This is a genomic window from Streptacidiphilus sp. MAP12-33, assembly GCF_041261265.1.
Lineage (GTDB): Bacteria > Actinomycetota > Actinomycetes > Streptomycetales > Streptomycetaceae > Streptacidiphilus.
The window spans coordinates 153,155-173,312 of sequence record NZ_JBGCCA010000011.1 but is presented as its reverse complement, the minus strand read 5'-3'; the positions used below and the strand labels follow the sequence as shown (position 1 = coordinate 173,312).

Annotated in this window: 19 protein-coding genes; 10 read left to right on the top strand and 9 right to left on the bottom strand. The window is 70.2% G+C overall.

Features of this window, described 5'->3' with window-relative positions; all coding sequences use genetic code 11:
• Window positions 1-99 precede the first annotated feature (99 nt).
• Genes ABH931_RS13895 through ABH931_RS13885 form a run of 3 tightly spaced genes read right to left on the bottom strand, consistent with a single transcriptional unit; the run spans window position 100 to window position 3,901 of the window.
• Entirely contained in the window at window positions 100-1,776 is a 1,677-nt protein-coding gene (locus ABH931_RS13895; RefSeq protein WP_370112893.1) for a hypothetical protein, read from the bottom strand.
• Entirely contained in the window at window positions 1,773-3,260 is a 1,488-nt protein-coding gene (locus ABH931_RS13890; RefSeq protein WP_370112892.1) for a hypothetical protein, read from the bottom strand. The genes ABH931_RS13895 and ABH931_RS13890 overlap by 4 nt, the downstream gene beginning before the upstream one ends.
• Window positions 3,257-3,901 (bottom strand): hypothetical protein, encoded by a 645-nt coding sequence (locus ABH931_RS13885; RefSeq protein ID WP_370112890.1) that lies wholly within the window; start codon window positions 3,899-3,901, stop codon window positions 3,257-3,259. The genes ABH931_RS13890 and ABH931_RS13885 overlap by 4 nt, the downstream gene beginning before the upstream one ends.
• Window positions 3,902-4,142: 241 nt before the next feature.
• Between ABH931_RS13885 and ABH931_RS13880 the strand changes: the two genes are divergently transcribed.
• Together ABH931_RS13880 and ABH931_RS13875 are read left to right on the top strand one after the other, a co-directional pair.
• The gene (locus ABH931_RS13880) at window positions 4,143-5,465 is read left to right on the top strand and encodes a helix-turn-helix transcriptional regulator (RefSeq protein ID WP_370112888.1); all 1,323 of its coding nucleotides are present in this window, start codon (window positions 4,143-4,145) and stop codon (window positions 5,463-5,465) included.
• Between the two features lie 81 nt (window positions 5,466-5,546).
• Window positions 5,547-6,434 (top strand): aminoglycoside 6-adenylyltransferase, encoded by an 888-nt coding sequence (locus ABH931_RS13875; protein WP_370112886.1) that lies wholly within the window; start codon window positions 5,547-5,549, stop codon window positions 6,432-6,434.
• A 416-nt stretch (window positions 6,435-6,850) separates the two neighbouring features.
• Here the strand turns inward: ABH931_RS13875 and ABH931_RS13870 are convergent, their stop codons facing one another.
• The 3 genes from ABH931_RS13870 to ABH931_RS13860 form a co-directional block, all read right to left on the bottom strand.
• Window positions 6,851-7,270 carry a hypothetical protein gene (locus ABH931_RS13870; RefSeq protein ID WP_370112884.1) on the bottom strand — a complete coding sequence of 140 codons (420 nt, stop codon included), beginning with the start codon at window positions 7,268-7,270 and terminating at the stop codon, window positions 6,851-6,853.
• Window positions 7,271-7,451: 181 nt separating this feature from the next.
• Entirely contained in the window at window positions 7,452-8,216 is a 765-nt protein-coding gene (locus ABH931_RS13865; RefSeq protein WP_370112882.1) for a GntR family transcriptional regulator, read from the bottom strand.
• Between the two features lie 58 nt (window positions 8,217-8,274).
• Window positions 8,275-8,694, bottom strand: coding sequence for a TIGR03668 family PPOX class F420-dependent oxidoreductase (locus ABH931_RS13860; protein ID WP_370112880.1), 420 nt, complete (start codon window positions 8,692-8,694; stop codon window positions 8,275-8,277).
• Window positions 8,695-8,814: 120 nt separating this feature from the next.
• Between ABH931_RS13860 and ABH931_RS13855 the strand changes: the two genes are divergently transcribed.
• On the top strand, window positions 8,815-9,621 hold the full coding sequence (locus tag ABH931_RS13855) for a hypothetical protein (protein WP_370112878.1): 807 nt from the start codon (window positions 8,815-8,817) through the stop codon (window positions 9,619-9,621).
• Window positions 9,622-9,821: 200 nt separating this feature from the next.
• On the opposite strand, the gene ABH931_RS13850 is transcribed toward ABH931_RS13855, so the two are convergent.
• The 3 genes from ABH931_RS13850 to ABH931_RS13840 are packed head-to-tail and all read right to left on the bottom strand — an operon-like array spanning window position 9,822 to window position 14,322.
• Entirely contained in the window at window positions 9,822-10,805 is a 984-nt protein-coding gene (locus ABH931_RS13850) for a hypothetical protein (RefSeq protein WP_370112876.1), read from the bottom strand.
• On the bottom strand, window positions 10,802-11,692 hold the full coding sequence (locus ABH931_RS13845) for a replication-relaxation family protein (RefSeq protein WP_370112874.1): 891 nt from the start codon (window positions 11,690-11,692) through the stop codon (window positions 10,802-10,804). Before ABH931_RS13845 ends, ABH931_RS13850 begins: the two co-directional genes overlap by 4 nt.
• Window positions 11,689-14,322 (bottom strand): ATP/GTP-binding protein, encoded by a 2,634-nt coding sequence (locus ABH931_RS13840; RefSeq protein ID WP_370112873.1) that lies wholly within the window; start codon window positions 14,320-14,322, stop codon window positions 11,689-11,691. Before ABH931_RS13840 ends, ABH931_RS13845 begins: the two co-directional genes overlap by 4 nt.
• A 418-nt stretch (window positions 14,323-14,740) precedes the next feature.
• Between ABH931_RS13840 and ABH931_RS13835 the strand changes: the two genes are divergently transcribed.
• The 7 genes from ABH931_RS13835 to ABH931_RS13805 all read left to right on the top strand — a co-directional run bounded on the left by ABH931_RS13835 (window position 14,741) and on the right by ABH931_RS13805 (window position 20,124).
• Window positions 14,741-14,980, top strand: coding sequence for a hypothetical protein (locus tag ABH931_RS13835; RefSeq protein WP_370112871.1), 240 nt, complete (start codon window positions 14,741-14,743; stop codon window positions 14,978-14,980).
• Between the two features lie 83 nt (window positions 14,981-15,063).
• Window positions 15,064-15,591, top strand: a complete 528-nt coding sequence (locus tag ABH931_RS13830; protein ID WP_370112869.1) for a hypothetical protein — start codon at window positions 15,064-15,066, stop codon at window positions 15,589-15,591.
• A 469-nt stretch (window positions 15,592-16,060) separates the two neighbouring features.
• Window positions 16,061-16,582, top strand: coding sequence for a hypothetical protein (locus ABH931_RS13825; RefSeq protein ID WP_370112868.1), 522 nt, complete (start codon window positions 16,061-16,063; stop codon window positions 16,580-16,582).
• Window positions 16,583-16,899: 317 nt separating this feature from the next.
• Window positions 16,900-18,252 carry an IS21 family transposase gene (locus tag ABH931_RS13820; RefSeq protein WP_370112866.1) on the top strand — a complete coding sequence of 451 codons (1,353 nt, stop codon included), beginning with the start codon at window positions 16,900-16,902 and terminating at the stop codon, window positions 18,250-18,252.
• 42 nt (window positions 18,253-18,294) lie between these two features.
• Window positions 18,295-19,056, top strand: a complete 762-nt coding sequence (gene istB / locus ABH931_RS13815) for an IS21-like element helper ATPase IstB (protein WP_370112864.1) — start codon at window positions 18,295-18,297, stop codon at window positions 19,054-19,056.
• A 70-nt stretch (window positions 19,057-19,126) separates the two neighbouring features.
• Window positions 19,127-19,678, top strand: a complete 552-nt coding sequence (locus tag ABH931_RS13810) for a hypothetical protein (protein WP_370112862.1) — start codon at window positions 19,127-19,129, stop codon at window positions 19,676-19,678.
• A complete protein-coding gene (locus ABH931_RS13805; RefSeq protein ID WP_370112860.1) occupies window positions 19,675-20,124 on the top strand; it encodes an NUDIX hydrolase in 450 nt (149 codons plus the stop codon). Before ABH931_RS13810 ends, ABH931_RS13805 begins: the two co-directional genes overlap by 4 nt.
• Window positions 20,125-20,158 lie beyond the last annotated feature (34 nt).

The following is a 20,158-nucleotide window of genomic DNA, read 5'->3' as shown; positions in this document are numbered from 1 at the left end:
CCAGTATTGCTGTCCGGGTGGCGGCACCGGCGGATGTTCGGGGCGCGTTCACCCGGGGCAGCGTGAGCCGGGTGTGCGGGAGTTGACGGTTCCCGCTGGTCAGACTGCGCTCATTCGGCCCGGCATGCCGAGGTCGGTGAATGCGCTGGCGCGGGGGGTGTGTTCGAGGGTGATGCCGGTGAGCAGGTAGCGGCGCAGCTGACAGCCGTTGGAGCGCAGCTGGGGGGCAAGGTGGCAGGGGTCGAGTTCCTCGACCAGCAGGGATGGGGTGGGCGTGGTGGGGTTCTTGCGGCCCGCACGGGCGGCGGGGATCGTGGCCGGACCCTGGGGTACGGGGGTGATGCGCCAGATCGGTCCGCGGATAGTGGACAGGCTGGCTTGGCCGAAGCCGCGTTCCTCGCGCGGGGTCATGGGTTCGCCGTTGGTGCCGGCCAGGCCGCGGAACAGGTGCTGGGCGCGTCCCTGGTTGACGATCTGTCCGGTGTCGACGGTGAAGTCGCGGGAGAAGAAGGTGCTGGCCGGGTAGTCGGCGCGTTCCAGGGCCAGCGCGTAGGTGGCGATGAGTGGGATGACGGTGTGGTTGAGGTGGTGGGCTGCGGCTTGGTCGAGGTTGGTGAGGTTGTCGGCCTGGGTCTGGAGGCGGCCGAGGATGGCGTCGACGTCGGTGCCGGTCGCGGCGGGGAACGGGTCGCGGCGGGCGAGTCCGTGGTCGTGCTTGTGGGCGAGGATCGCGTTGAGGAACCAGCGGGTGGCGTCGGTGTAGCCGCTGGCGCGGCGGCGGTCGGTGGCCGGGTAGAGGTGGAGGGCGGTGAAGGTGCCGTCGGGGTGGAAGTCGGGGTCGGCGGCGTAGTAGCGGCCATCGGTGTTGCTGAACTGGTGGAGGTGGACCTCGCGCAGGTGGTGTGGCTCGGGGGTGGTTCCGTGCAGGGCGTCGTGGATGCGGTCGGCCAGGGGGCGGTCGCTGGTGGCCCGAATGTGCAGGTAGGGCGTCCCGGGGTGGGAGTAGATGGGCTGGGTGCGCTGGTCGAGGCCGGTGATGCGGGTCTCGGGCAGGTCCTGGTCGGTGGGCTGGGCGGCGATGAACAGGTGCGGGCCGCAGGCGAGCACGTGGCGGCCGTCGATGCGGGTGTCGGCCAGCGGGTGGATGCCGAGCAGGGGTGGGAAGCGCATCTCGACGGCCGCGGTGGCGGGACCGTGGCCGAGCCGGTCCAGAACCGGTCGGTAGACGGCGAGGGCGTGGGCGAGGTCGGTGGCGTAGGTGTCGCGGGAGGTTCCCGGGGCCTTGCCCTGGTAGCCGGCCGCGTAGGGGGTGAGCGAGAAGCGGATGCCGTCGAAGAGGTCGCCGAAGATGGCGGCGATGCGGGTGTGCATCTGGGTCAGGCGGGGTGCCCTGGAGGAGAAGCCGATGGTGGAGAGGCGCAGCTTCACGTCCAGGACGTCGCGGGCGAGTTCGCAGTAGGTGTCCAGGTAGGGGTAGGAGGCGATGTCGTTGTCGAGGTAGGGGAACAGCACGCCCGGGCGGTGGATCCGACCCGATGCCAGGCGCAGGCCGCGGCGGGATGCTTCGTCGGCGAGCGCGGTCGCGACGTCGATCAGTCCCTGCCGCGACAGGCGCCAGGTCTCGCGGCCCGCTCCCTGGGAGCACATCGCGCAGCCGCCGGCGACGCAGCCGACCTCCGGGGCGAAGTACTGCAGGCGGGTGAAGGCCTCGTCGGGGAGCTGGCGCAGCTGCTCACGCAGGGGTGGCGTTTCGGTGTGGATCGCGGCGGTGGTCATGAGGCGGGCTCCTTCGTCGGTTCGGGGCAGGGGGTGAGGTGCTGGTCGAGGGCGCGCAGGATGCGCGTGCCGTAGGCGGAGAGGTGGTGCGGGCCGGCGAAGGGGCCGCCGGTGTGGTGGGCGAGGCCTTCGGCGGTGCCCAGTTCGGCGTCGGGCAGGCAGACGGTGCCGGGGGTGGGGAGGTTGGCGAGCAGGACCTCGTTGCGCTCGGCGCGCGCCTCGGCGGGGTGGGCGGCCGCGTGGAGGCGCTCCAGGCGGCCTGCGGTGATCCGGTAAAGGCCCGGGCCCGGGAGGTCGACGGTGACCGGGTGCGGGTGGCGGTTGCGGAGCTTGAGGTAGAACGGGCCCGGCCCGCCCCGGGCGCTCACGGTGATCGTGGCGGCGTTGAAGGTGTCCGGGTCGGGCAGCCAGTCGACCGTGCCGTCGAGCAGGGTGGTCAGGTGGGCGATCAGGAACGGGGGCAGGCCGCGCAGCTGCTGGTTGACGGCGGAGACTTCGGTGGTGCCTTGGTTGCGGCAGTTGATCTCGTTCAGGTGCACCCGGCCGGCCCCGGTGAGGATCGCGTCCAGTCCGAACAGTCCGCACATGCGGTGCGTGGTCCAGGCCCATTCGGCGATCCGCACCGCGGCGTCGACGAGCCGCGCGGCGGCCTTGTGCGGCCAGGGCATCGACCAGGTGTTGCCGGCGCTCTTGCCCGGGCCGATCCCAGCCTGGGGAACCCCGACCGCCTTGTGGGAGGGCCGGTCGACGTAGACGTCCACGGACCCGTGACGGTTGGGGACGCTCAGCACGGTGGTGTTGGAGGACCAGCCGTCGACGAACCTGGACACCCGGTACGGGCCGCTCATGGCGGCCGCCGCCCGGGCCAGGTCGTCGGTGGTGGTGACGAAGAAGGTGCCGCGCCCACCGGAGTCGGCTCCGGCCTGCACCACCAGCCGCCCACTGCACAGGCGGCGTTGAAGGTGCTTCAGGTCCGGGAGGCGGTGACAGCGGATCGCGGGGATGTGCAACGAGGCGGGAACCTGGGCGTCGGTCAGGAGCTGCCCGAAGAACGCCTTGTCCTCGATCCGGGCGCGCAGGCCGCCGTCGATCGCGGCGAGGGTGCCGCCGGGACCGGCCCAGGCGCGCAGCTGATCGGTGGCGTACCAGGCCGCGATGACCGGGGTGGCGAGCGCGGCGAGGACGCGCTGCGCCGAGCGGTCCATGTCCGCGCTCCAGCTGCGGCGCTGCTCGGGCCCGCGCACGCCGGTGCGGGTCTCGGCGACCAGGGCGGCGACGGGCTGCGCGGGCTCCCACGGGGTGTAGCAGCCGACGCTCAGCGCCGGGCGTGCGGCCTCGATCGCGTCGGGGCCGGTGTAGCAGGTGCGCATCGCGGTGGTGAAGCGCTCGGCGAGCACGAGCGGGCGGCCGGCGAGGGCCTGGGTGAGGCGAGCGGCCGCTGCCTCGCGCAGCGGGCCGGCGACGGTGGCCGTCATCGCGGTCATGCCGCGCTCCGCTGTGCCGGGACCCGGTTGCCGAGGAGCCGGCCGGCGATCTGGGCAGCCATCTCCTGCGGGGTGTGCTGGGAGGTGTCGAAGACGAGCAGATGGTGGTGGCGTCGTCCGATCACGCGCAGCAGGGTGGTGTTGAAGACCTCGGCGAAGTGGGCGTCGGTGCAGCTGCGTACGTCGGCGGAGTCGAGGTCGTCCTCGCGGCCGCTCATCCGGCCCGCCCGGACCTCCAGCGGGGCGTGGACGTACACGGCGAGGTCGAACGGGGCGAACAGGCGCAGCCACCGCACGCCGAGGAGGGCGGTCAGGTAAGGGCCGCCGGCGATGCCGAAGGCGAGGGTGCGGTCGGCGTATCCCTCCTGTAGCAGCACCGCGCCGGCCGGGCGAGGCGGGTCGATGCCGACCAGGAGGCTGTCCAGGGCGTAGCCGGCCGTGAGGAACGCTGCGGTGATGAAGCCGCTGTCGGCCTGCCGCACCAGTGGAAGGCGCTTGAGCAGTGGCTCGACGGGGTGGTGGTGGGCCAGCATGCCGCGGTGCCGGACGGCGGTGACGCCGCGGTCATCCAGCTCGGCGATGAGGGCTTGAACGAGGGTGGTCTTGCCGGAGAGGTCGAGTCCGTCCACGAGGATCCGCATGCCGGTGTCCCGTCTGCGAGCGCGAAATGGGATGGCTGGGCGGCGGCCGATGCGGGCACACCGGACGCCGCCCGGGCACCCGGCCGAGCTGGCGGGGTGTGATCCCAGGACACCAACGAGCGCCTTCGGGCAGAACGGGACAGCTGTGTGCCCGGTGTGTGCTCGCTCGGTTGCGCTCTGTCCGGTACGGGTGTCATCCGGCAAGGTAGGAGGAGTACCACGATGTACACCGGGGGTGCGCGTGAACGTGGAACTGGCAGCCCATCCGCTGACGCTGGTCCGGGCCCGCGAGAACTGGTCGCTCGCCGACCTCGCGCGGCTACTCCAGCGGGAGGCAGCCCGGGAAGATCTGCGCTCGGGTATCGACCGCAACCGGATCTGGAAATGGGAGAACCGGCGCGCGGAACCCTGCGCGGAGCATCAGCTGCTGCTCGCCCGGCTGCTGGGCGTCCCCGAAACCGACGTGCTGCTGCTCGCGTGGCCCTGGTGGCTGCCCGCCCACAGCAACGTGTACTCCTTCGACCCCGACGGCAGCCGCGCCGCGCTCAGAGAGGCCACCACCACCCGCATGGATCGCCGAAGCTTCCTCGTCCTCGCCGGCTCCGCCCTGTCCGCAGGCGCTGCCCAGTGGGCCACGACCGAACCCGGCCGGCTTCACAGCGCACTCGACGGACAGCAGGTGGACCCCGAGCTGCTGAGCTGGCTGGAGACGACTGCCACCGAACTCCAGCACAAGGCCAACGCCAACGGGCCCGTGGTCCAAGACCTACTCGAAGCCCTCCTGCGGACCATGATCGGCCTGATCTCCGAGGCACGCTACGACCAGGAGACCGGACGCCGCCTGCACTTGACGACCGCCCAGGTCGCCCAGTCCCTGGGCTGGCTCCGTTTCGACGCTGCCCGCCACGGCGCCGCTCAACGCCTGTGGCAGGGAGCTCTCCACGCCGCCCACCAGGCAGGTGACCGCGACCTCGGAGCAGGCATCCTGTCCGACCTCGCCTACGCCTGCACTTGGCTGGGCTACCCCAAGGACGCCGTCGACATCCTCGGCCACGCGCGCTCCCGCACTACCGCGCCAGCTGCCCGCTCCCTGCTCGACCTGCGCCGCGCCCGCGCGCTCGCCGTCCTGCACGACCGCTCCGGCGTGGACCGTGCCCTTCTCTCCGCCAACGCGGAACTGGAGCGCACGGCGCCCGGCAGCGCCCCGGGCTGGGTGTCCTGGATGTCCCAGGCCGACCTGTCCGCGGACGCCGGCCGCTGCTGGCTCGACCTGGGCGACCAGCGACGCGCAACCGACGCCATCGAATCGGGCCTGACCCAGCTCGACCCAACCCGCGGCCGCACCCGCACTGTCTTCCTCACCTACCAGTCCGAATGCGACCTTCGGAACAAGGACGTGGGCGCGGCCGCCGACCACGCCCGCCAAGCTCTGGACATGGCCATCAACACCAAGGCCACGCGCTGCCTCGACCTCGCCACCACCCTGATCAACCGCTTCGACAAGCGTCCCGAAGCACCAGCGGTCGAACTGCGCGACTACGCCCGGCACCGGTTGGCTGCCTGACTGCCTGTTTCTGAACTGGTCCGGACGGTGCCGGATGCTGGCAGCTGACTTCGGAGCCACTGTGTTCGATAGCGTGCAGGCATGGAAGATCCAGAGGCGTTGTTGGCCGCCCTTCTGGCCTGGGCGGCGAAGGATCCGCGAGTCAGCGCCGTGGTTCAGACCGGCTTGCGGGCCAGAGGCGTTCGAGTGGACGAGTTCTCGGACCTGGACATCGAGCTGATCGGGCCTGGATGGCGGTCCTTGGCGGAAGACGATTCATGGTTTCGGGCGCTGGGTGATGTGTTGGTCATCCTGCCGTTCGAATCCGACGGGTCCGTTGACGCGGATCCATCGTGGCCCACTCGACTGGTGGTCTACCGAGGCGGTCGGAAGATCGATTTTACGCTGGCGAGCGAAGAGCACATCTCCCGCATGCTCATGAGCACTCTGGACCCCTTGTACGGCCGCGGGTTCGTCGTGCACTACGACCAGACGGGGCTCCTGGAACAGCTGCCGGCATCGGAGAGCCCGCTTCCTCCAGTTCCAGAACCCTCTGAGGCTGTCTTTCAGCGGACAGTGACGGAATTCTGGTTCGAGGCCACGCAGGTGCCGGTGTACGTGGCTCGGGATGATCTTTGGGTTGCTCAGTTCCGCCAGACCACCATGCGCGAGATGCTCTTGTCCGTGCTCGAGTGGTTCGCGCAGACGGGCCCCGGCCATCCGCGGGACACGTGGCATATCGGGCGCCACATGAAGGAGTGGCTTCCCCAAGCCCAGTGGGATCAGGTCACCAGGATCTTCTGTGCCCTGGACGCCGAAGCCATGACGGCTGCGCATGAAGTGATGTTGAGTCTCTTCGAGACCACGTCACGGGAAGTCGCACAGCGGTTGGGCTTCGCGTACGACGGGCAGATCGCGGATCGCATTCGCGGCGTCATTCAGGGCGTGCAACAGGCGGCGGACGGATCGGTCGCTGAGGTGGGAGAGTGACATGGGTCGGCTCGTTGCCTCCGGGTGCGGTCGCCATGACCGCACCGGCTCAGTCACGTTGAGCTTCCCGCGACGGCGGCTGGCTGGCCCTGCGGAGGGAACGGCGGGTGATGCGCGTGGCCATCAGCGTGATGGCGGCCCAGGTGATCGCTTCGGAGTGCTGGACGAGCCATTCGTAGTCACGGGCGTGCATGACCGGTGGGCGCGAGAGGCATCTGGTCGCGGATCGGGGGCGGCGGCCGAGCTCCTGGGCCAGCTCCTTCGTCCGGGGACCTGGTCATCGTGAAGGCTCGTTGTCGGTCGGACTGCAGCAGCTCGTCCAGAACCTCGTCGTGGTCAAAGCGTTCGGGGCGCTGGGTGCAGCGATGAGGTCGGACGATGACGGCCGACCAGCACTCGCGGGGCCGCCCAGTTGGTCACTTCGCAGTCTCTCGCTCCAGCTGATCCTCGAAGACGCCGATGATGCTGGCCAGTGTCGTCGGGCTGATGAGCTTCGCCTCGGGGCCGCGCAGCCACTGGCCGGCTGCCGGGTGGCTGTATCCGGGCAGCGGGCACACCAGGTAGCGGCCGGTGCGCAGCACCTGGCAGTCGCTGCTCAGCCACTGCCAGGTGAAGTCGTCGGTTTTCGGCATCGTCAGGAAGTACATCCAGGGGGATGCCTGCAGGACCGGCCCACACAGGGTGCTGTGACCCCAGGTTGCGAAGATGCGCGCTCCGAGGGCTTCGGGCACGCGGACCGCATCGAAGGAGCGGCCGCACTCGACGGTGGTGAGACCGCCGCGGGAATGCTCCCAGCTCCAGTGATTCCAGGCGCTCGCGGTCGTCATGGCGGGCATGCACTCCTCCCGGGGCAGCGTGCAGCGGGGTGGGACACCGCTGAGAAGCATGCGGAGATGCCGGCGCGCCAACCGCGCCAGCTTGTATATCCAAGCTCCCTCCAAGATAGGAGGAGGCGGCATGGATATACAAGCTGCGGATGGTGCCGACGACCCGTCAGGACCAGGACAGCAGAACGATCTAGGGAATATCGATCACGTACTGGAAGGTGTGCCGGTCACCGGGCATCCGGGAATCGAGCACCTCAAGGATCTCGCCGGAGGCGCCGTGGCCGATGCGGAGGACGCGGGCGAGCGGCACTCCGTCCGGGATCGCGAGCAGGTCGCGCTCGTCCGGCCAGGGCATGCGAATTTCCAGCTCCTCGACGAACTGCACGAGTCGCTGACGGATCGGCCCCTTGGGGTCCTCGATCAGCGCGCTCGCGCCGCCGCGGATGCGACGGTGCTCCTCGATGGGGGTGCCCGAGAACCGGGCGGCCAGGTAGAAGGCGTTGACGAGTTGCATGGGTTCGTCGTCGACGAGGAACCGCAGGCGACGGACGATGGCCGGGGTGCCCTCCGGCACGTCGAAGCGCGCCGCGATGTCGGCCGGCATCGGGACGTGCTCGACGCTGCGGAGCTCCTGACGAGCGACGTGACCCTGGGCGGCAACCTCGGCGTTGTAGTTCGCCGCGCCGCTGTAGCGGCGCCTTCGCCAGTTCGCGCCGGTGGTGAGCATCTGCACGGCCGGGCGCGGTCGCACGGTGGTCGGCTTTCCCTGGGCGGTGGTGAGCAGACCGTCGGCCTTGAGGAGGGCGATGGCCTTGCGGACGGTCACACGGGTTGTCCCGAACCGCGCAGCGAGCTCGTGCTCGGACGGGATCGGCTCGCCCGGTGCGAGCTCGCCGGAGAGCACGGCGTCGCGAAGGGCGTCGGCGATCCTTCGGAACAGGGGCACCTGAGTCATGGGCACGCGCGACCTCCGCTTGCGTATGCAAACTCCAGCCTACGGGAGCACACGGGCGTCAGTCTCTGTAGGACCAGCCGGAGATGAGGTCGATCGTGATGGCGACGACGGCGCCCGCGGGGCGCGTCTCGGCGTACTGGGGATATCTTGCGGCCAGGAGGTCCAAAGCATGCTCGCACCCGGGACCCGACTCCCAGATCTCGGCATGCCCGTCGGCCCGTACCCACCACAGCTGAGTCCAGTCGTCGTCGTAGAAGTCCGCCAGGACACTGACCCGCGGGCTGTCGCGGATGTTCTTCAGGCGGCGCAGCGCGGTGGTGCTCTTCGGTTTGTGGTCGATGGCGAAGTAGAGGTGGTCGCCCTCGACCGCGAAGGTGATCGGGACCAGGTGGGGTTGTCCGGCGGCGGAAACGGTTGCAAGGCGGAGGGCGCGCGCGGTGACGAGCCGCTGACGGGCCTGCTCAGGCGTCAGGTTCATGCGGGCGACGCTAGTTGCTGCCGCGGCGCTGGCCCAGCATGACGGGCGACCGGGGCCGAGTTGCCCAGCCGCCCAGAGATACCTATTATACAATCAGCTACTCTCTGGAGAGGCACTGCTATGCCTAATGCCAGCGCCCTGATCGGCTTCGACGACATCATGGCCACCTACAAGGTCTCGCCTGAGCGGCTTCGCCAGGTGATGGCCAACCACGCCGTGACCGGCTTTCCGGTGCTGGTGCAGGACGGTTCCGGCGGTGGGCTGTGGGACCGTGAGGCGGTCGAGGTGTGGATGGGCGAGCTGGTCCAGGCGCCGCAGGTGGCCGGGCTGCTGGATCTCAAGCGCGCGATCACCGTGCATACCTACGCGAAGAAGCCCGGCTACTTCATCGACCCCGATCAGGTCGAGCTGACGCCTGGAGGTCTGGAGCGCAAGCGGTGGCGGCGTGACCGCGTCCTTGCCTGGGACGCCGCCCGCACCGGCCGTGGGAACCCCGTGCCCATCGGTCCGCGTCCCCTGCCGCCGGAGCCGGAGGCGGAGGCCGGCGTCGACACGAGCCAGGAGACCGTCACCACAGCAGAGGCCGCCCTGCTGCTCGGATACGCGAACGTCTCCAGCTTCACTTCCGCCTACTCCCAGGGGCTCGTCAGGGGACTCGGCGAGCCGACCGGGCCTGAGGCGCAGTCCGGTCGCGGTGGTCGCAGCCGGCGGTGGGACACGCAGTTGGTGCTGCAGGAGGCCGAGCGGCGCCGCGGTGACGTGGCCGGCCGCCGGGCTCGGGTGGAGACTTGCCTGGCTGCGCTGCGGACCGCCGATGGAAGTCCGGTGTCCGCGGTGGCGCTGCAGCAGAGCGACACCGCCGGCGGGACGCTTGATGAGTGGAAGAACGCGTTGACGCAGGCGCGCCGGCAGTTCAAGACCGGCTGACCGCATGACAAGCGGCCGGTTCCGCGGGCCGATCGGTCCGCGGCGGGAGGTTGGCTTCCTCCCCCGGCCGCACTCTCCGGCCGACTGGGCACCACGCCCTACCGGAGGTAGAACGATCCTAGCGCGGCAGCCCGCCAGACACGCGGTCGACGCGCGTGCCGGGCTCGGCTCGGCAGACCTGGTGGATCGGCCGTACTCGCTCACTCGGCGGCGCAGCGGTGGCACAGGCTCTCTCCGCCGGTCAGGGGGCGACCGCAGAGTCCGTCGTCGCCCGGGCACTCGCGATGCACACCACGGTCGGCCGGGCGGTGCAGTGCGGGAGCCGCCTCGGCCTCACGCGGGGTCGGGGTCTGCAGCAGGTCGTCGATGCGCCACGCGAGGGCGCCCCGTGGGTGGGTGAGGTCGTCGGTGTCCGCGGTGAGCGCGGTGAGGATGCGGGTGCGGGTCCAGCCGCGGTGGAGCAGTTCGTCGACCTTGATTCCCAGGCGCCTCACGGAGGCCCCGGTGAGGGTGAGCCCGGGCAAGGTGTCCGCTGCCGTCCACAGGAGGTCCTGTCCCGGTGTCCCGGGCGCCGGGATGTTCCGCTGTGGTTCCTCCAGGGTGGCGAACTCCCTCCCGGCCCTCCCGCCGTTCCCGGCCTCCCGCCGGCCTGAGGTCCGTGTGGGGGGCAGGTGGGGGGAGGTCGGGTTGGTGGTCTTGTCGCTGGTGTTCTTTGTCTTGGTGTTCTTAGGGGGTCGATCAGCCGCTAGCGGATGAACCGCTGGCGGATAATCGACCACCGGTTGCGACCTGCGGTTTTCCCTCTTCTGGCTGGTCGGGGCCGGTGACGGGTTTTCCGCCACCGGTTCCGAGCTGGGCGGGGGCGCGTCCGGGGTGTCGGTGATCAGGTACTCGAAGGCACCGAGGGTGCCGTCGGGGCGGCGTTCCTGACGGCGGAACAGGTAGCCGTACGTCTCCAGCTCGCGCAGGCCGGTCTTGATCGCGGCCAGCCCGTCAGTGGACTGCTCGGCCAGGCGCTTGGGGGTGATGCCGTAGCCGTCTCGGTGGGTGGAGATGAGCCCGAAGATGCCCTTGGCCTTGAACGACAGCCGCGGGTCGCGGAAAAGGTCGTTGGAGATCTGGGTGAAGCGGTCCGCCGCCATGGCTCCGCGGCGGATCCGCGAGTACGTGGTGCGGGTGGTCACAGCGCGGTCCACCCCCGCGATGAGGTGTCCTCGCCTGCCAGCGGGGTCCAGACCGGCGCGGAGGGCCCGTGGGCTGCGAGGTCCTCCAGGACGGCGGCGCCGAGCGGGACCTTGCGCGCGAGCCGGGCCGCGATCGGGTTGCCGGCGGCCATGGCGCGGAGGTCTTGGATCCGGTGGTCGAGGACCTGGCGCGTCGCGCCGGTCAGGACGAACAGCACCCGTGGGAACACCGGGTAGTGGCGCATCCAGACAGGGAGCGGGGCCGCGGCCCGGCTGCCAGAACGGCGGGCGCCGACGGGTAGGGGGGTGTAGTCGTGGAAGCGGGAGTAGGTCATGAGCTTGGCGGCGAGGCGCTCGCTGCTCATGGTGGCGCGGTCCAGCTCCACGAAAGCGCGCATCTGGGTGCGGCCGCCGGAATCGGTAGCGGTGTAGCGCATCAGGGCGTCGGCGACGAGGGCGTCGCCTCGGGTGTCGGAGAGGCGGTGGCCGACTTCCGGGGTCCAGTCCAGGGGGCCGTAGTCGTCGCCGTGGCGGCGGGCGTCGGCGAGGAAGGCCAGGTGGGTGCGCAGGACGGCGAGGGTGTGCGGGGCGCGGACCTTGATGGAGACCGGGGTGTCGGCGAAGGCGGGGTGCTCTTGGTCGCGCAGTTCGGGGAAGGAGCCGGCGACGTCGCGGCCGCCGGCGGTGGCGTACCACAGGCGTGTCGAGCCGGGCCTGGGCAGGACGACACAGTCGGCGAGTCCCTGGGCGCGCAGCTCCTGCAACTGGAGGCGGGTGGCGTTGATGTGCCGGCCGGTGCCGATCAGGTCGTGCAGCTGCCCGGTGGTGGCCATGCGGTGCTGGGTGAGGCAGGCGAGCAGCAGGTAGATGGGGTTCTGGCTGGTCACTTGAACTCCGTCGGGGTATCGCTGGTCGGGTTCTTGACGAGGCGGACACGCTTCGCCCGCTCGGGCGCTGGGATGCGGTCGGCCGGGGTGGTCAGGAAGGCCAGGACGACGGCGTCCTGCTTGTCGGCGAGCTTGTGGAGGTAGGAGGCGGTGCGGGCTCCGACGGCCTGGACACTGGAGGTGGTGAGTTCGCCGAGGTGCTTCTTGCTCTTGAGCGAGCGGAACACCTCGTCCGGCTGGGGGCCGGCCACGGTCAGCGGGCCGCGCTGCTTGCCGCCCGTGGTGAAGGACAGGGCGTGGTGGTAGCGGGGCAGTTCGGCGACCTCGCGGACCGCGAGCGCGCCGTGCCACTGCTCGGTGACCGCGCCCACGGAGTCGGTGGAGCCGGCGGTGGTCGACAGCGCGGAGGCGTTCTGCAGCAGGGAGGCGCGCATCGCCGGGCTGACGCGCTCCAGCAACTGCGCCAGCACGTGCAGGCGGATCCCGAACTTGCGCAGCTGCTCGGTGATGTCGGCGATCGTGGAGCCGGCGTGGGCCTGGTCCAGGGAGATCAGCTCGTCCATCCAGATGTGGAAGGGCTTGCGCTTCTTCTCGGGCAGGTCGCCTCGGGACAGGCCGGCGCGGAACACGTCTCGCATCAGGAGGTTGACCAGGAGGCGTTGGGTGGGGCCGGTGCCGCCCAGGCACAGCCAGACGATCTTGCGCTTGTCCATGGCGGTGCGGGCGTTCCACTTGCCGGTGGGGGCGCCGAGCAGGGCGCGGGCGACCGGGTCGGCGGCGAGGCGGTCCAGGGGGTTGAGGACGGGGGCGAAGGCGTCGTCGCCGTAGGCGGTGAAGGTGGTGCTCCACCAGACCCGAGTCTTCTCGGGGAGTTTGTCGAGGACGGCTTCGCGGAACGTCGGGTCGGTCAGGAGGGTGCGGACCTGGAACACGGTGGCCTGCGCGGCCGGCTTGCCTGCGGCGACGGCCTGCCGGTTGACCTCCACCAGGGCCTCCAATGCCTTGAACAGGACGGTGGTGGCGCGGGGAGCGGTCTGGTCGTCCCAGCCCAGCACGATCGCGAAGGAGTCGACCGCCGCGCGCACGACCTCGTCCGGGCGCTGGCCGGCGTCCATGCCGAGCGGGTTCCACGAGGGCAGGCGGGCGCCCGCGTCGCGGCCGGTCAGGTCGATTCGCCAGACCCGGTCGCGCAGCGACTCATGCGCGAGGAACGGGGCGGCGAGGTTCCAGGAGTCGGCGTGGGGGTCGACGAAGAACACGCCCTGGCCGGCGGCCGCGACCGCGATGGCCTGCACGACGGCGCGGGTGGTCTTGCCGTAGAAGGACTTGCCGACCGACACCGAGAACAAGGTCTCTTCCAGTGGGGAGGCGACCAGCCGGGTCACCCCGTCCGGGGCGCGGTACCAGCCCTGCGGCATCAGCGGCTCGCCGAGTTCGTAGGTGGGCAGGGTGGCGGCGGTCAGGGGCTGGCGGCAGTGCACGGTCGGGGGCTTGAGCAGGCCGGAGAGCTCGGAGATGTTCAGCCAGGAGTCCGCGCGCGGCACGACCAGGCCGGTGGTCCAGCGCCGGTCGAAGCTGCTGCGGCGCAGGATGTGGTTGGCGCTCCACTGCCACGGGCCCAGGCGGGTGCCATCCACGCGCAGGCGGGAGCGGCCGGCGAACACGTCCATCGCGGCGGTCAGGGATTTGAGGGAGCGCTCCGCTCGGCCCTCCTGGTCGGAGGCGCAGCGCACCAGGAGCTGGAGGCGGACCAGGCCGACGTCGTCGCCGAGCCTGCCCCAGACCTGTGCGGCGTCGACCGGGCGGGGCCTCACCGTCATCGCCATGCGCCGGCCCCCGGTGCTGCGGTGGCCTGCGAAGTCCATGAGGTGGGCGAGCTGGACCGCGAAGGAGTCCTCGATCGCGTCGGTGTCGGCGATCGCCCGCCTGGTCGCCTTGCGTGCCTCGTTCTGGGCGCGGGCCCGCGCGGCAGCGGCGAGCTGCCAGCGCTTCAACCGCAGCCGCCAGGTGGGGACCGGCTGGAGGTCGACGATCACCTCGGCCAGATCGCCGAGATCCGCGCGCACGTGCGCGACGGCGTCCATGATCGGCTGGAGCGGGTCCGGCTGCAGCGGCACCTCGCGCAACGGCGCGCCCGGGTCGCCGCGCAGCACGAACTCCGCGCGCAGGGTGTGCTCGCGTGCGCGATCCCGGCTGGGGCGGCAGCGCTCGACGGTCACCTTGTCGTAGGGCGTCATGGACAATATGTCCTGCGCGCTGCTGTGGCCTTCCAGGCTGTAGTCGAGCGGCGTCTCCCCCGTGCCGTCGGCGCGCAGACGGATGCGCACCGACTTCGCACGCGCGGGAGCCCACCACGGCCCGGAGCGTGCCGCGCGCAGCAGGACGGCCGCGCCGCGCCAGATCTCTTCCTGACACGGGTCGAAGGAGCGGGCCGGGGTGAGGGTGTAACGCACGCGCTCCGCGAGGACCTTCCGGGTCAGCCACTCGCGCAGGTACCAGCCGCCGGCGGTGAGCGGCAGCACGACGGCGGTGAGCAACACGATGTGTCCGGCCGCCCAGGCGGGGGCGTGCCACAGCAGGACCGCGAAGCGGACGAGCAGCCGGACCAGCTCAGTGGTCAGCCCGGTCACCGCGCACGCTCCGGGCTGAGCAGGGCGGTGCCGGAGAAGGGCAAGGGGTTGAGGTTGTGATGCACAGTCGCCTTCCGTGGGGATCGATGGGATCCGACACGGGAAGCAGACCCGGGCGAGGTAACCGCTACGGTCACCAGATCCACCCGCAAACGGTCACGAGCCGATAACAACCCGGGGGTCACCAGCCGAGTGACAGGTCACCAGTCCCCCCGTGACCTGTGACAGCGAAGCAGGGACCGTTGTCACCGAAGTTGGGACTTCGTCGGTCTGCGTCATCGATTCCGGGAAGAAGTTCGACGCGCGACAGCGAAGTTGGGACAACAGCAGCCGCTGCGCGGGCGGCGAGTCCTGCAGGTTGAGCGCTGAGAGCGCGGTTCGGTTGAGACAGGTGCGCTGGCCGGGGCAGCATTGGCGCGTGGAAGACGATCTCCCGACCGTGACGGTGAGTCTGTGGCGTGCGGACGCCATCGTGTTGTTCGACTGGCTGATGAGCACGGACCTCGACTCGGTGCCGATCACGCATCCTGCCCAGAAGCAGGCTCTGGCCGACCTGCTGTCGCGCCTGGAGTTCGCTGTGGACGTCGATGACACCGGGTCGACTGCCGAGGAGATCGCCGCAGCTCAGGAGGAGGTCGCCCGGGATATGGGCTGGTAGTTCAGCCGCTCTCAGGCCGTTGGCTTCATCCAGGGCTGCAAAACCATGGAGCCCCTGGAGGCGGTGCCGAGTAGGGTGCGTGCGTGCTTCAGTTCGACTGGTTCGAAGAGGATGAGGAAGACGACCTCAGCGACGCCCAGCGCGCATTTCTGGCCGTCCTGCGTTCACGCACTGGCGAGTGGCCCTGCCGGCCGCAGGACACCCAGCTGGTTGAGCCCGAGGACCACTGTCCCCGCTGGCGCGCCGTCCTGGACGTCACCTCGGAGCTGGAGCCCCTCATCCTGTTCACGATCGGGGTCTGCTTCGACGGAACGGCCATCTGGGCCGGCGAGGTCGACAGCGGGGGTTACGAACCCCGCCCGGACGACCAACCGCGTGTGGAAGTGATCGAGGCCGCCGGATCACCCGAGGACCTGGCCCATGCGGCGGCCGACTGGTTCGAGCGAGTCCAGGCCCGTCCCGTCGAGCGGCGCGAGTGGCTGCGCGACCCACGCAACTCGCACTACTACGTCTTCTCGGATACCGGCGTTGGTCTCTGCCGTCGCGGCGGCGTGCATCAGAGTCCGCCCGACCGGGTCGTCCATGCTCGTGGCGTGGTCTCACCTGGGTGACTGGTCATGTGTCTGAGCGGATCCGGATCAGTTCGGCTGGTATTCGCGAACGCCCTGGTAGTGGTTTCTGCTGAGGATCTCGCGCGCATGGTAGGACAGCTGCCGGGGTGGGTGACGTGCTCGTTCGCGGAACTCTGCTCGCCAGCGTATGGCTCGTCGGCGGCATGTGATCGAGCACCATTTACGGACCTTGCTCACGCTGAGGGGGAGGTTCACGGTTGACGTGCCGCAGCCCGGGCATTCCTTACTGTCGCGACACTGGTTCAGGTACTCGTCCAAGCACGCCTGCGAGCACCAGTGGTTTGGCCACGCAGGCCTGTAGCGGCCGCCGCAGACTCTGCAGGCTCGTGTCCCCTCGGCGAGGGCTGCCGCGATGGCCCGTTCCCGCTTGGTCTCCTGTTCGGCGTCATTGATCTCAAGCTGGCAGTGGGACCGACCTGCTTGGTCGGACGCCGCGCAGGAGCCCTCCATGACAGACCACAAGATCCCCCGCACCCGCTGGGGTACCCGGCCCCAGCCGTGGGGCGCTGACCCCAACGCCCCCTGGGGACGCGACGACAAGGGCCAGCCTCTGCTCCCTGAGGAACCCTGGAGTGCCCCGGACGCCGGCGCACCCTGGGGCAGGGGCCAGGACGGCAAGCCGTTCCTGCCCAACGACCCGTACGCGCACTGGACCGACATCCCCGAACTGTTCGACCGCCGAGTCGCCGAGATCCAGGCCCGTGTCGACAATGCCAACCGGGGCCCCTGGTACATCGAGAACAACAGCCATGTCACCGGGCAGCCGCACCCCATGGTCTGCGCTGTTGATCACCGCCACGGCAAGATCGTGGGTCGGATCGAGACTCACCGACCCGCCGACTTTGAACTCATCCGTCACGCCGAGCCCGACCTTGAGTGGTGCCTCGACATGATCGCCAAGCTCCGCGCTCACCTTGCCGCCGCAGATGCCACGATCGCAGCACTTGGCGGCACTGACAGCGACAAGTAGGCCCTGCCGACCCCACAAGCAGTACTGGGCCAGCCCTGCCGACGAGCGGACCCGCCACGCGGTGCGCCCATCAAGAGCGTCATCCATCTTCGCTGTCACGAACTGCCTCTGGTCCAAGATCGTTGGCAACTGGTCCAGGGGGGTTGATGACGCTGTCTGAATCTCCCCAGGTGGTGCTGGTGCGTCGGGCAAACCTGCTGGAGTTGGTTCCCCACCCTTTGGGTGGTGTCGTCCGGCGTGTCGGGATGGCTGGGGTGGGCTGCGGCAAGCCTGCGTGAGCAACGGTTGGGCCTCGTCGGAGGGGCTGGGTGCTCACGGTGGAGGAAGACCTCGACGCGCACGCGCTGCGTCGACAGGGCTGGACGATCTCGGCGATCGCCCGGCATCTGGGCCGTGACCGCAAGACCATTCGCGCCTACCTGAGTGGCGAGCGGGCCCCGCACCAGCGTCGTCAGCCGCCGGACGCGTTCGTGCCGTTCCTGGAATATTGCCGCCAACAGCTTTGCGACGACCCGCACTTGTGGGCGTCCACGCTGTTCGACGAGGTAGCCGAGCTCGGCTACCCGGGCGCGTACTCCTCGTTCACTGAGGCGCTTCGCCGCTACCGGGTCCGCCCGCATTGCGATCCGTGCCAGGCGTCGAAGGGCCGGGACCGGGCGGTGATCGCGCACCCGCCCGGCGAGGAGATCCAGCTCGACTGGGTCGAGCTGCCTGACCCGCCCGCCGAGTGGGGTGTCGGCGGACACGCTCATCTGCTGGTCGGGGCACTGGCGCATTCGGGCCGGTGGCGGGCGGTGCTGTCGGAGTCGGAGGACTTCGCGCACCTGGTCCAGGCCCTCGACGCGGTGCTGCGCAAGCTGGGCGGGACCGCGAGGAAGTGGCGCTTCGACCGGATGGCCACGGTCTGCTATCCCACCAGCGGCCAAGTGACGGCCGTGTTCGCCGGGGTCGCGAAGTTCTACGGGGTTCAGGTGGCGATCTGCCCGCCGCGGCGCGGGAACCGCAAGGGCGTCGTGGAGAAGGCCAACCTCTCGGCGGCGCAACGCTGGTGGCGCACGGTCCCGGACCAGATCAGCGTCGAGCAGGCCCAGTCCGGCATCGACAAGCTCGCCACGCGGTTGGACGAGCGCCGCCGAAGCGTCGACGACGTCAGGGTGACGGTCGGCGAGCTCGCCGCCGGCGAGCCGCTGCTGGAGCTGCCGACGCTGCCGTTCCCGGCCCAGCTGGAGGTCGTCCGCACGGTCAGCCCGCAGGCCCTGGTGTCGTTCGAGGGCAACCTCTACTCCGTCCCGCCCGGGATGAGCGGGATGCACGTCACCGTCCGGCGCCGGCTCGGCGAAGACGTGCTGCAGATCGTCACCGCGGGCAAGGTCGTCGTTGCCCGGCACCATCTCGCTCCGCGCGGGGCCGGGCGGATGGTCCGCAGCCCAGGACACGTGATCGCGCTGGAGCGGACGGTCCTCGCGCAGGTCAGCGACCGGGCTCCGTGCAAGACCAAGACCCGCCGCCCACTGTCGCCCGCGGCGCTCGCGGAGGCCGAGCGGCTCCGTGGGCGGGGCGGCTCAGCGGCCAGCGCGGCCGAGCGGGTCGTGATCAACCTCGACACCTATGCCGCCGTGGCCGACCGGCTGCGGACCGCACCGACGCCCGAGGAGGAACCCGGCGAGTGAGCACGTCACCAGTCCATATGAGTGACGCGTCGCTATGCGCAGTTGCGGGCCCACCTGTCCTATCTGAAGCTCAACGACGCGTTCGAGGCCCTGCCGCGGGTGCTGGACCAGGCCCGGGGCGAGAACCTGTCGCTGACGGCGGCGCTGGAGCGGCTGCTGGAGATCGAGGTTGAGGCGACCGAGGCCCGCCGCCTGGCGGCCCGCGAGCGGTTCGCCTGCCTGCCGGAGCCCTGGACCTTGTCGGATTTCGACTTCTCCGCCCAGCCTGGCGTCGACGAGAAGCTGATCCGGGACCTGGCCACCCTCCGCTTCCTCGACGACGCTTCGAACGCGTTGTTCGTCGGCCCGCCCGGGGTCGGCAAGACGATGCTATCGGTCGCGCTCGGCCGGGCGGCGGTCGACGCCGGCCACCGGGTCTACTTCACCACCGCCGCCGAACTCGCGGCCAGGTGCCACAAGGCCGCGCTCGAAGGCAGATGGAAGACCTGCATGAACTTCTTCGCAGGTCCCAGGCTTTTGATCATCGATGAACTGGGCTACCTCCCGTTGCCCGAGGACGGCGCGTCCGCGCTGTTCCAGGTGATCAACCAGAGGTATCTGAAGTCGTCCACGATCTTGAGCACCAACGTCGGGATTGCCGACTGGGCCTCGGCGTTCGGGGACGCGACCGTCGCCGCGGCGATGCTGGACCGGCTACTGCACCGAGCCACCGTGGTCGGCATCGACGGCCCTTCCTACCGGCTCCGCCACCACCAGAACCACGCCGAGACGCTTCGCCAGGGAGTGAACGCCCGTGTCTCTTGAACCTACCGGAACCGCAGCCGAGTTGGACCGCACCTGCCCAGAGTGTCACGCCGACTTCACGGTCGACTCCGTGACCAGCCGCCGCAAATACTGCTCACCGACCTGCCGGGAGAGGGGCCGATCGCATCTGCCCACCCAGCGGACCTGCCCGCAGTGCCGACAGGACTTCACCACCACCCTCAGCCCGAAGCGCATCTACTGCTCGCCCGAGTGCCGCACCGCCTCCCGCGAGGCGAACACCGAGATCCGGGACTGCCGCGTCTGCGAGCAGCCGTTCCACGCCAACAAGACGGTCCGGAAGATCTACTGCTCGGCCGTCTGCCGACGCGAGGCCGAACACCGCCGCGACCGGGCTCTGGACGAGGAACGGGCCCGCCGCCTCGGGCAGGAGCCACCGCCCGCGCTGCCAGCCCGGATCGAGCTTCCCCCACCGCCATCGGTCCGTTCGCCCCAACGTCAGCCCGCCCAAGTCCGCGACCCGCTGGAGCCGACCGCGACCCGGAACTGCCCCCACTGCCAGCAACCCATCACGATCGTCGCGCTGTTGGCCACCCCCGAAGCCGCCCGGCCCACCATGCCCCACCACCGCACCGACGTCGTCCCGCTGCGGCGGACCCCATGACCGACCTGCCCATGCTCCACCGGGTCGAGGACCTGGTCGTCCGCAGCCACAGCGACCACATCACCGACCTCGCCGCCGCCGCGCTGATCGAGCAGCACGGCAGGTTCCTGCTGGTCCAGGGCGAACCCACAGACCTGGACGCTCCGCGAGGCTGGCAGCTGCCCACTGGCCCGATCTGGCCCGGGGAGACCGTCGTCGACGGCCTGCACCGCATCCTGACCCAGGGTTTCGGCTACTCGGACGCCGAGATCACCGCGTTCCTCGGCGTCACCGACGCCGACTCGGGCACCCGCACGTTCGTCTTCGCGGTCAACACCAGCCAGCCGGACGCCATCTGCCACGACGGCCGGATCCCGCACCGCTGGATCGACAACATCACCATCAGCGACGTGATCCCCGAGATCAACCCCGTCCTCCGCACCTACTACGCGGCCGAGCCCGGCTGACCCTCACCGATCACCAGGGCCCGGCAACCTTCGG

Coding starts and splice junctions, on each gene's coding strand:
- ABH931_RS13860 (WP_370112880.1), bottom strand. CDS start 8,694: ATGAACCTGACGCCTGAGCAGGCCCGTCAGCGGCTCGTCACCGCGCGC.
- ABH931_RS13805 (WP_370112860.1), top strand. CDS start 19,675: ATGACCGACCTGCCCATGCTCCACCGGGTCGAGGACCTGGTCGTCCGC.
- ABH931_RS13825 (WP_370112868.1), top strand. CDS start 16,061: ATGACAGACCACAAGATCCCCCGCACCCGCTGGGGTACCCGGCCCCAG.
- ABH931_RS13865 (WP_370112882.1), bottom strand. CDS start 8,216: ATGACTCAGGTGCCCCTGTTCCGAAGGATCGCCGACGCCCTTCGCGAC.
- ABH931_RS13855 (WP_370112878.1), top strand. CDS start 8,815: ATGCCTAATGCCAGCGCCCTGATCGGCTTCGACGACATCATGGCCACC.
- ABH931_RS13885 (WP_370112890.1), bottom strand. CDS start 3,901: ATGCGGATCCTCGTGGACGGACTCGACCTCTCCGGCAAGACCACCCTC.
- ABH931_RS13870 (WP_370112884.1), bottom strand. CDS start 7,270: ATGCCCGCCATGACGACCGCGAGCGCCTGGAATCACTGGAGCTGGGAG.
- ABH931_RS13895 (WP_370112893.1), bottom strand. CDS start 1,776: ATGACCACCGCCGCGATCCACACCGAAACGCCACCCCTGCGTGAGCAG.
- ABH931_RS13875 (WP_370112886.1), top strand. CDS start 5,547: ATGGAAGATCCAGAGGCGTTGTTGGCCGCCCTTCTGGCCTGGGCGGCG.
- ABH931_RS13890 (WP_370112892.1), bottom strand. CDS start 3,260: ATGACCGCGATGACGGCCACCGTCGCCGGCCCGCTGCGCGAGGCAGCG.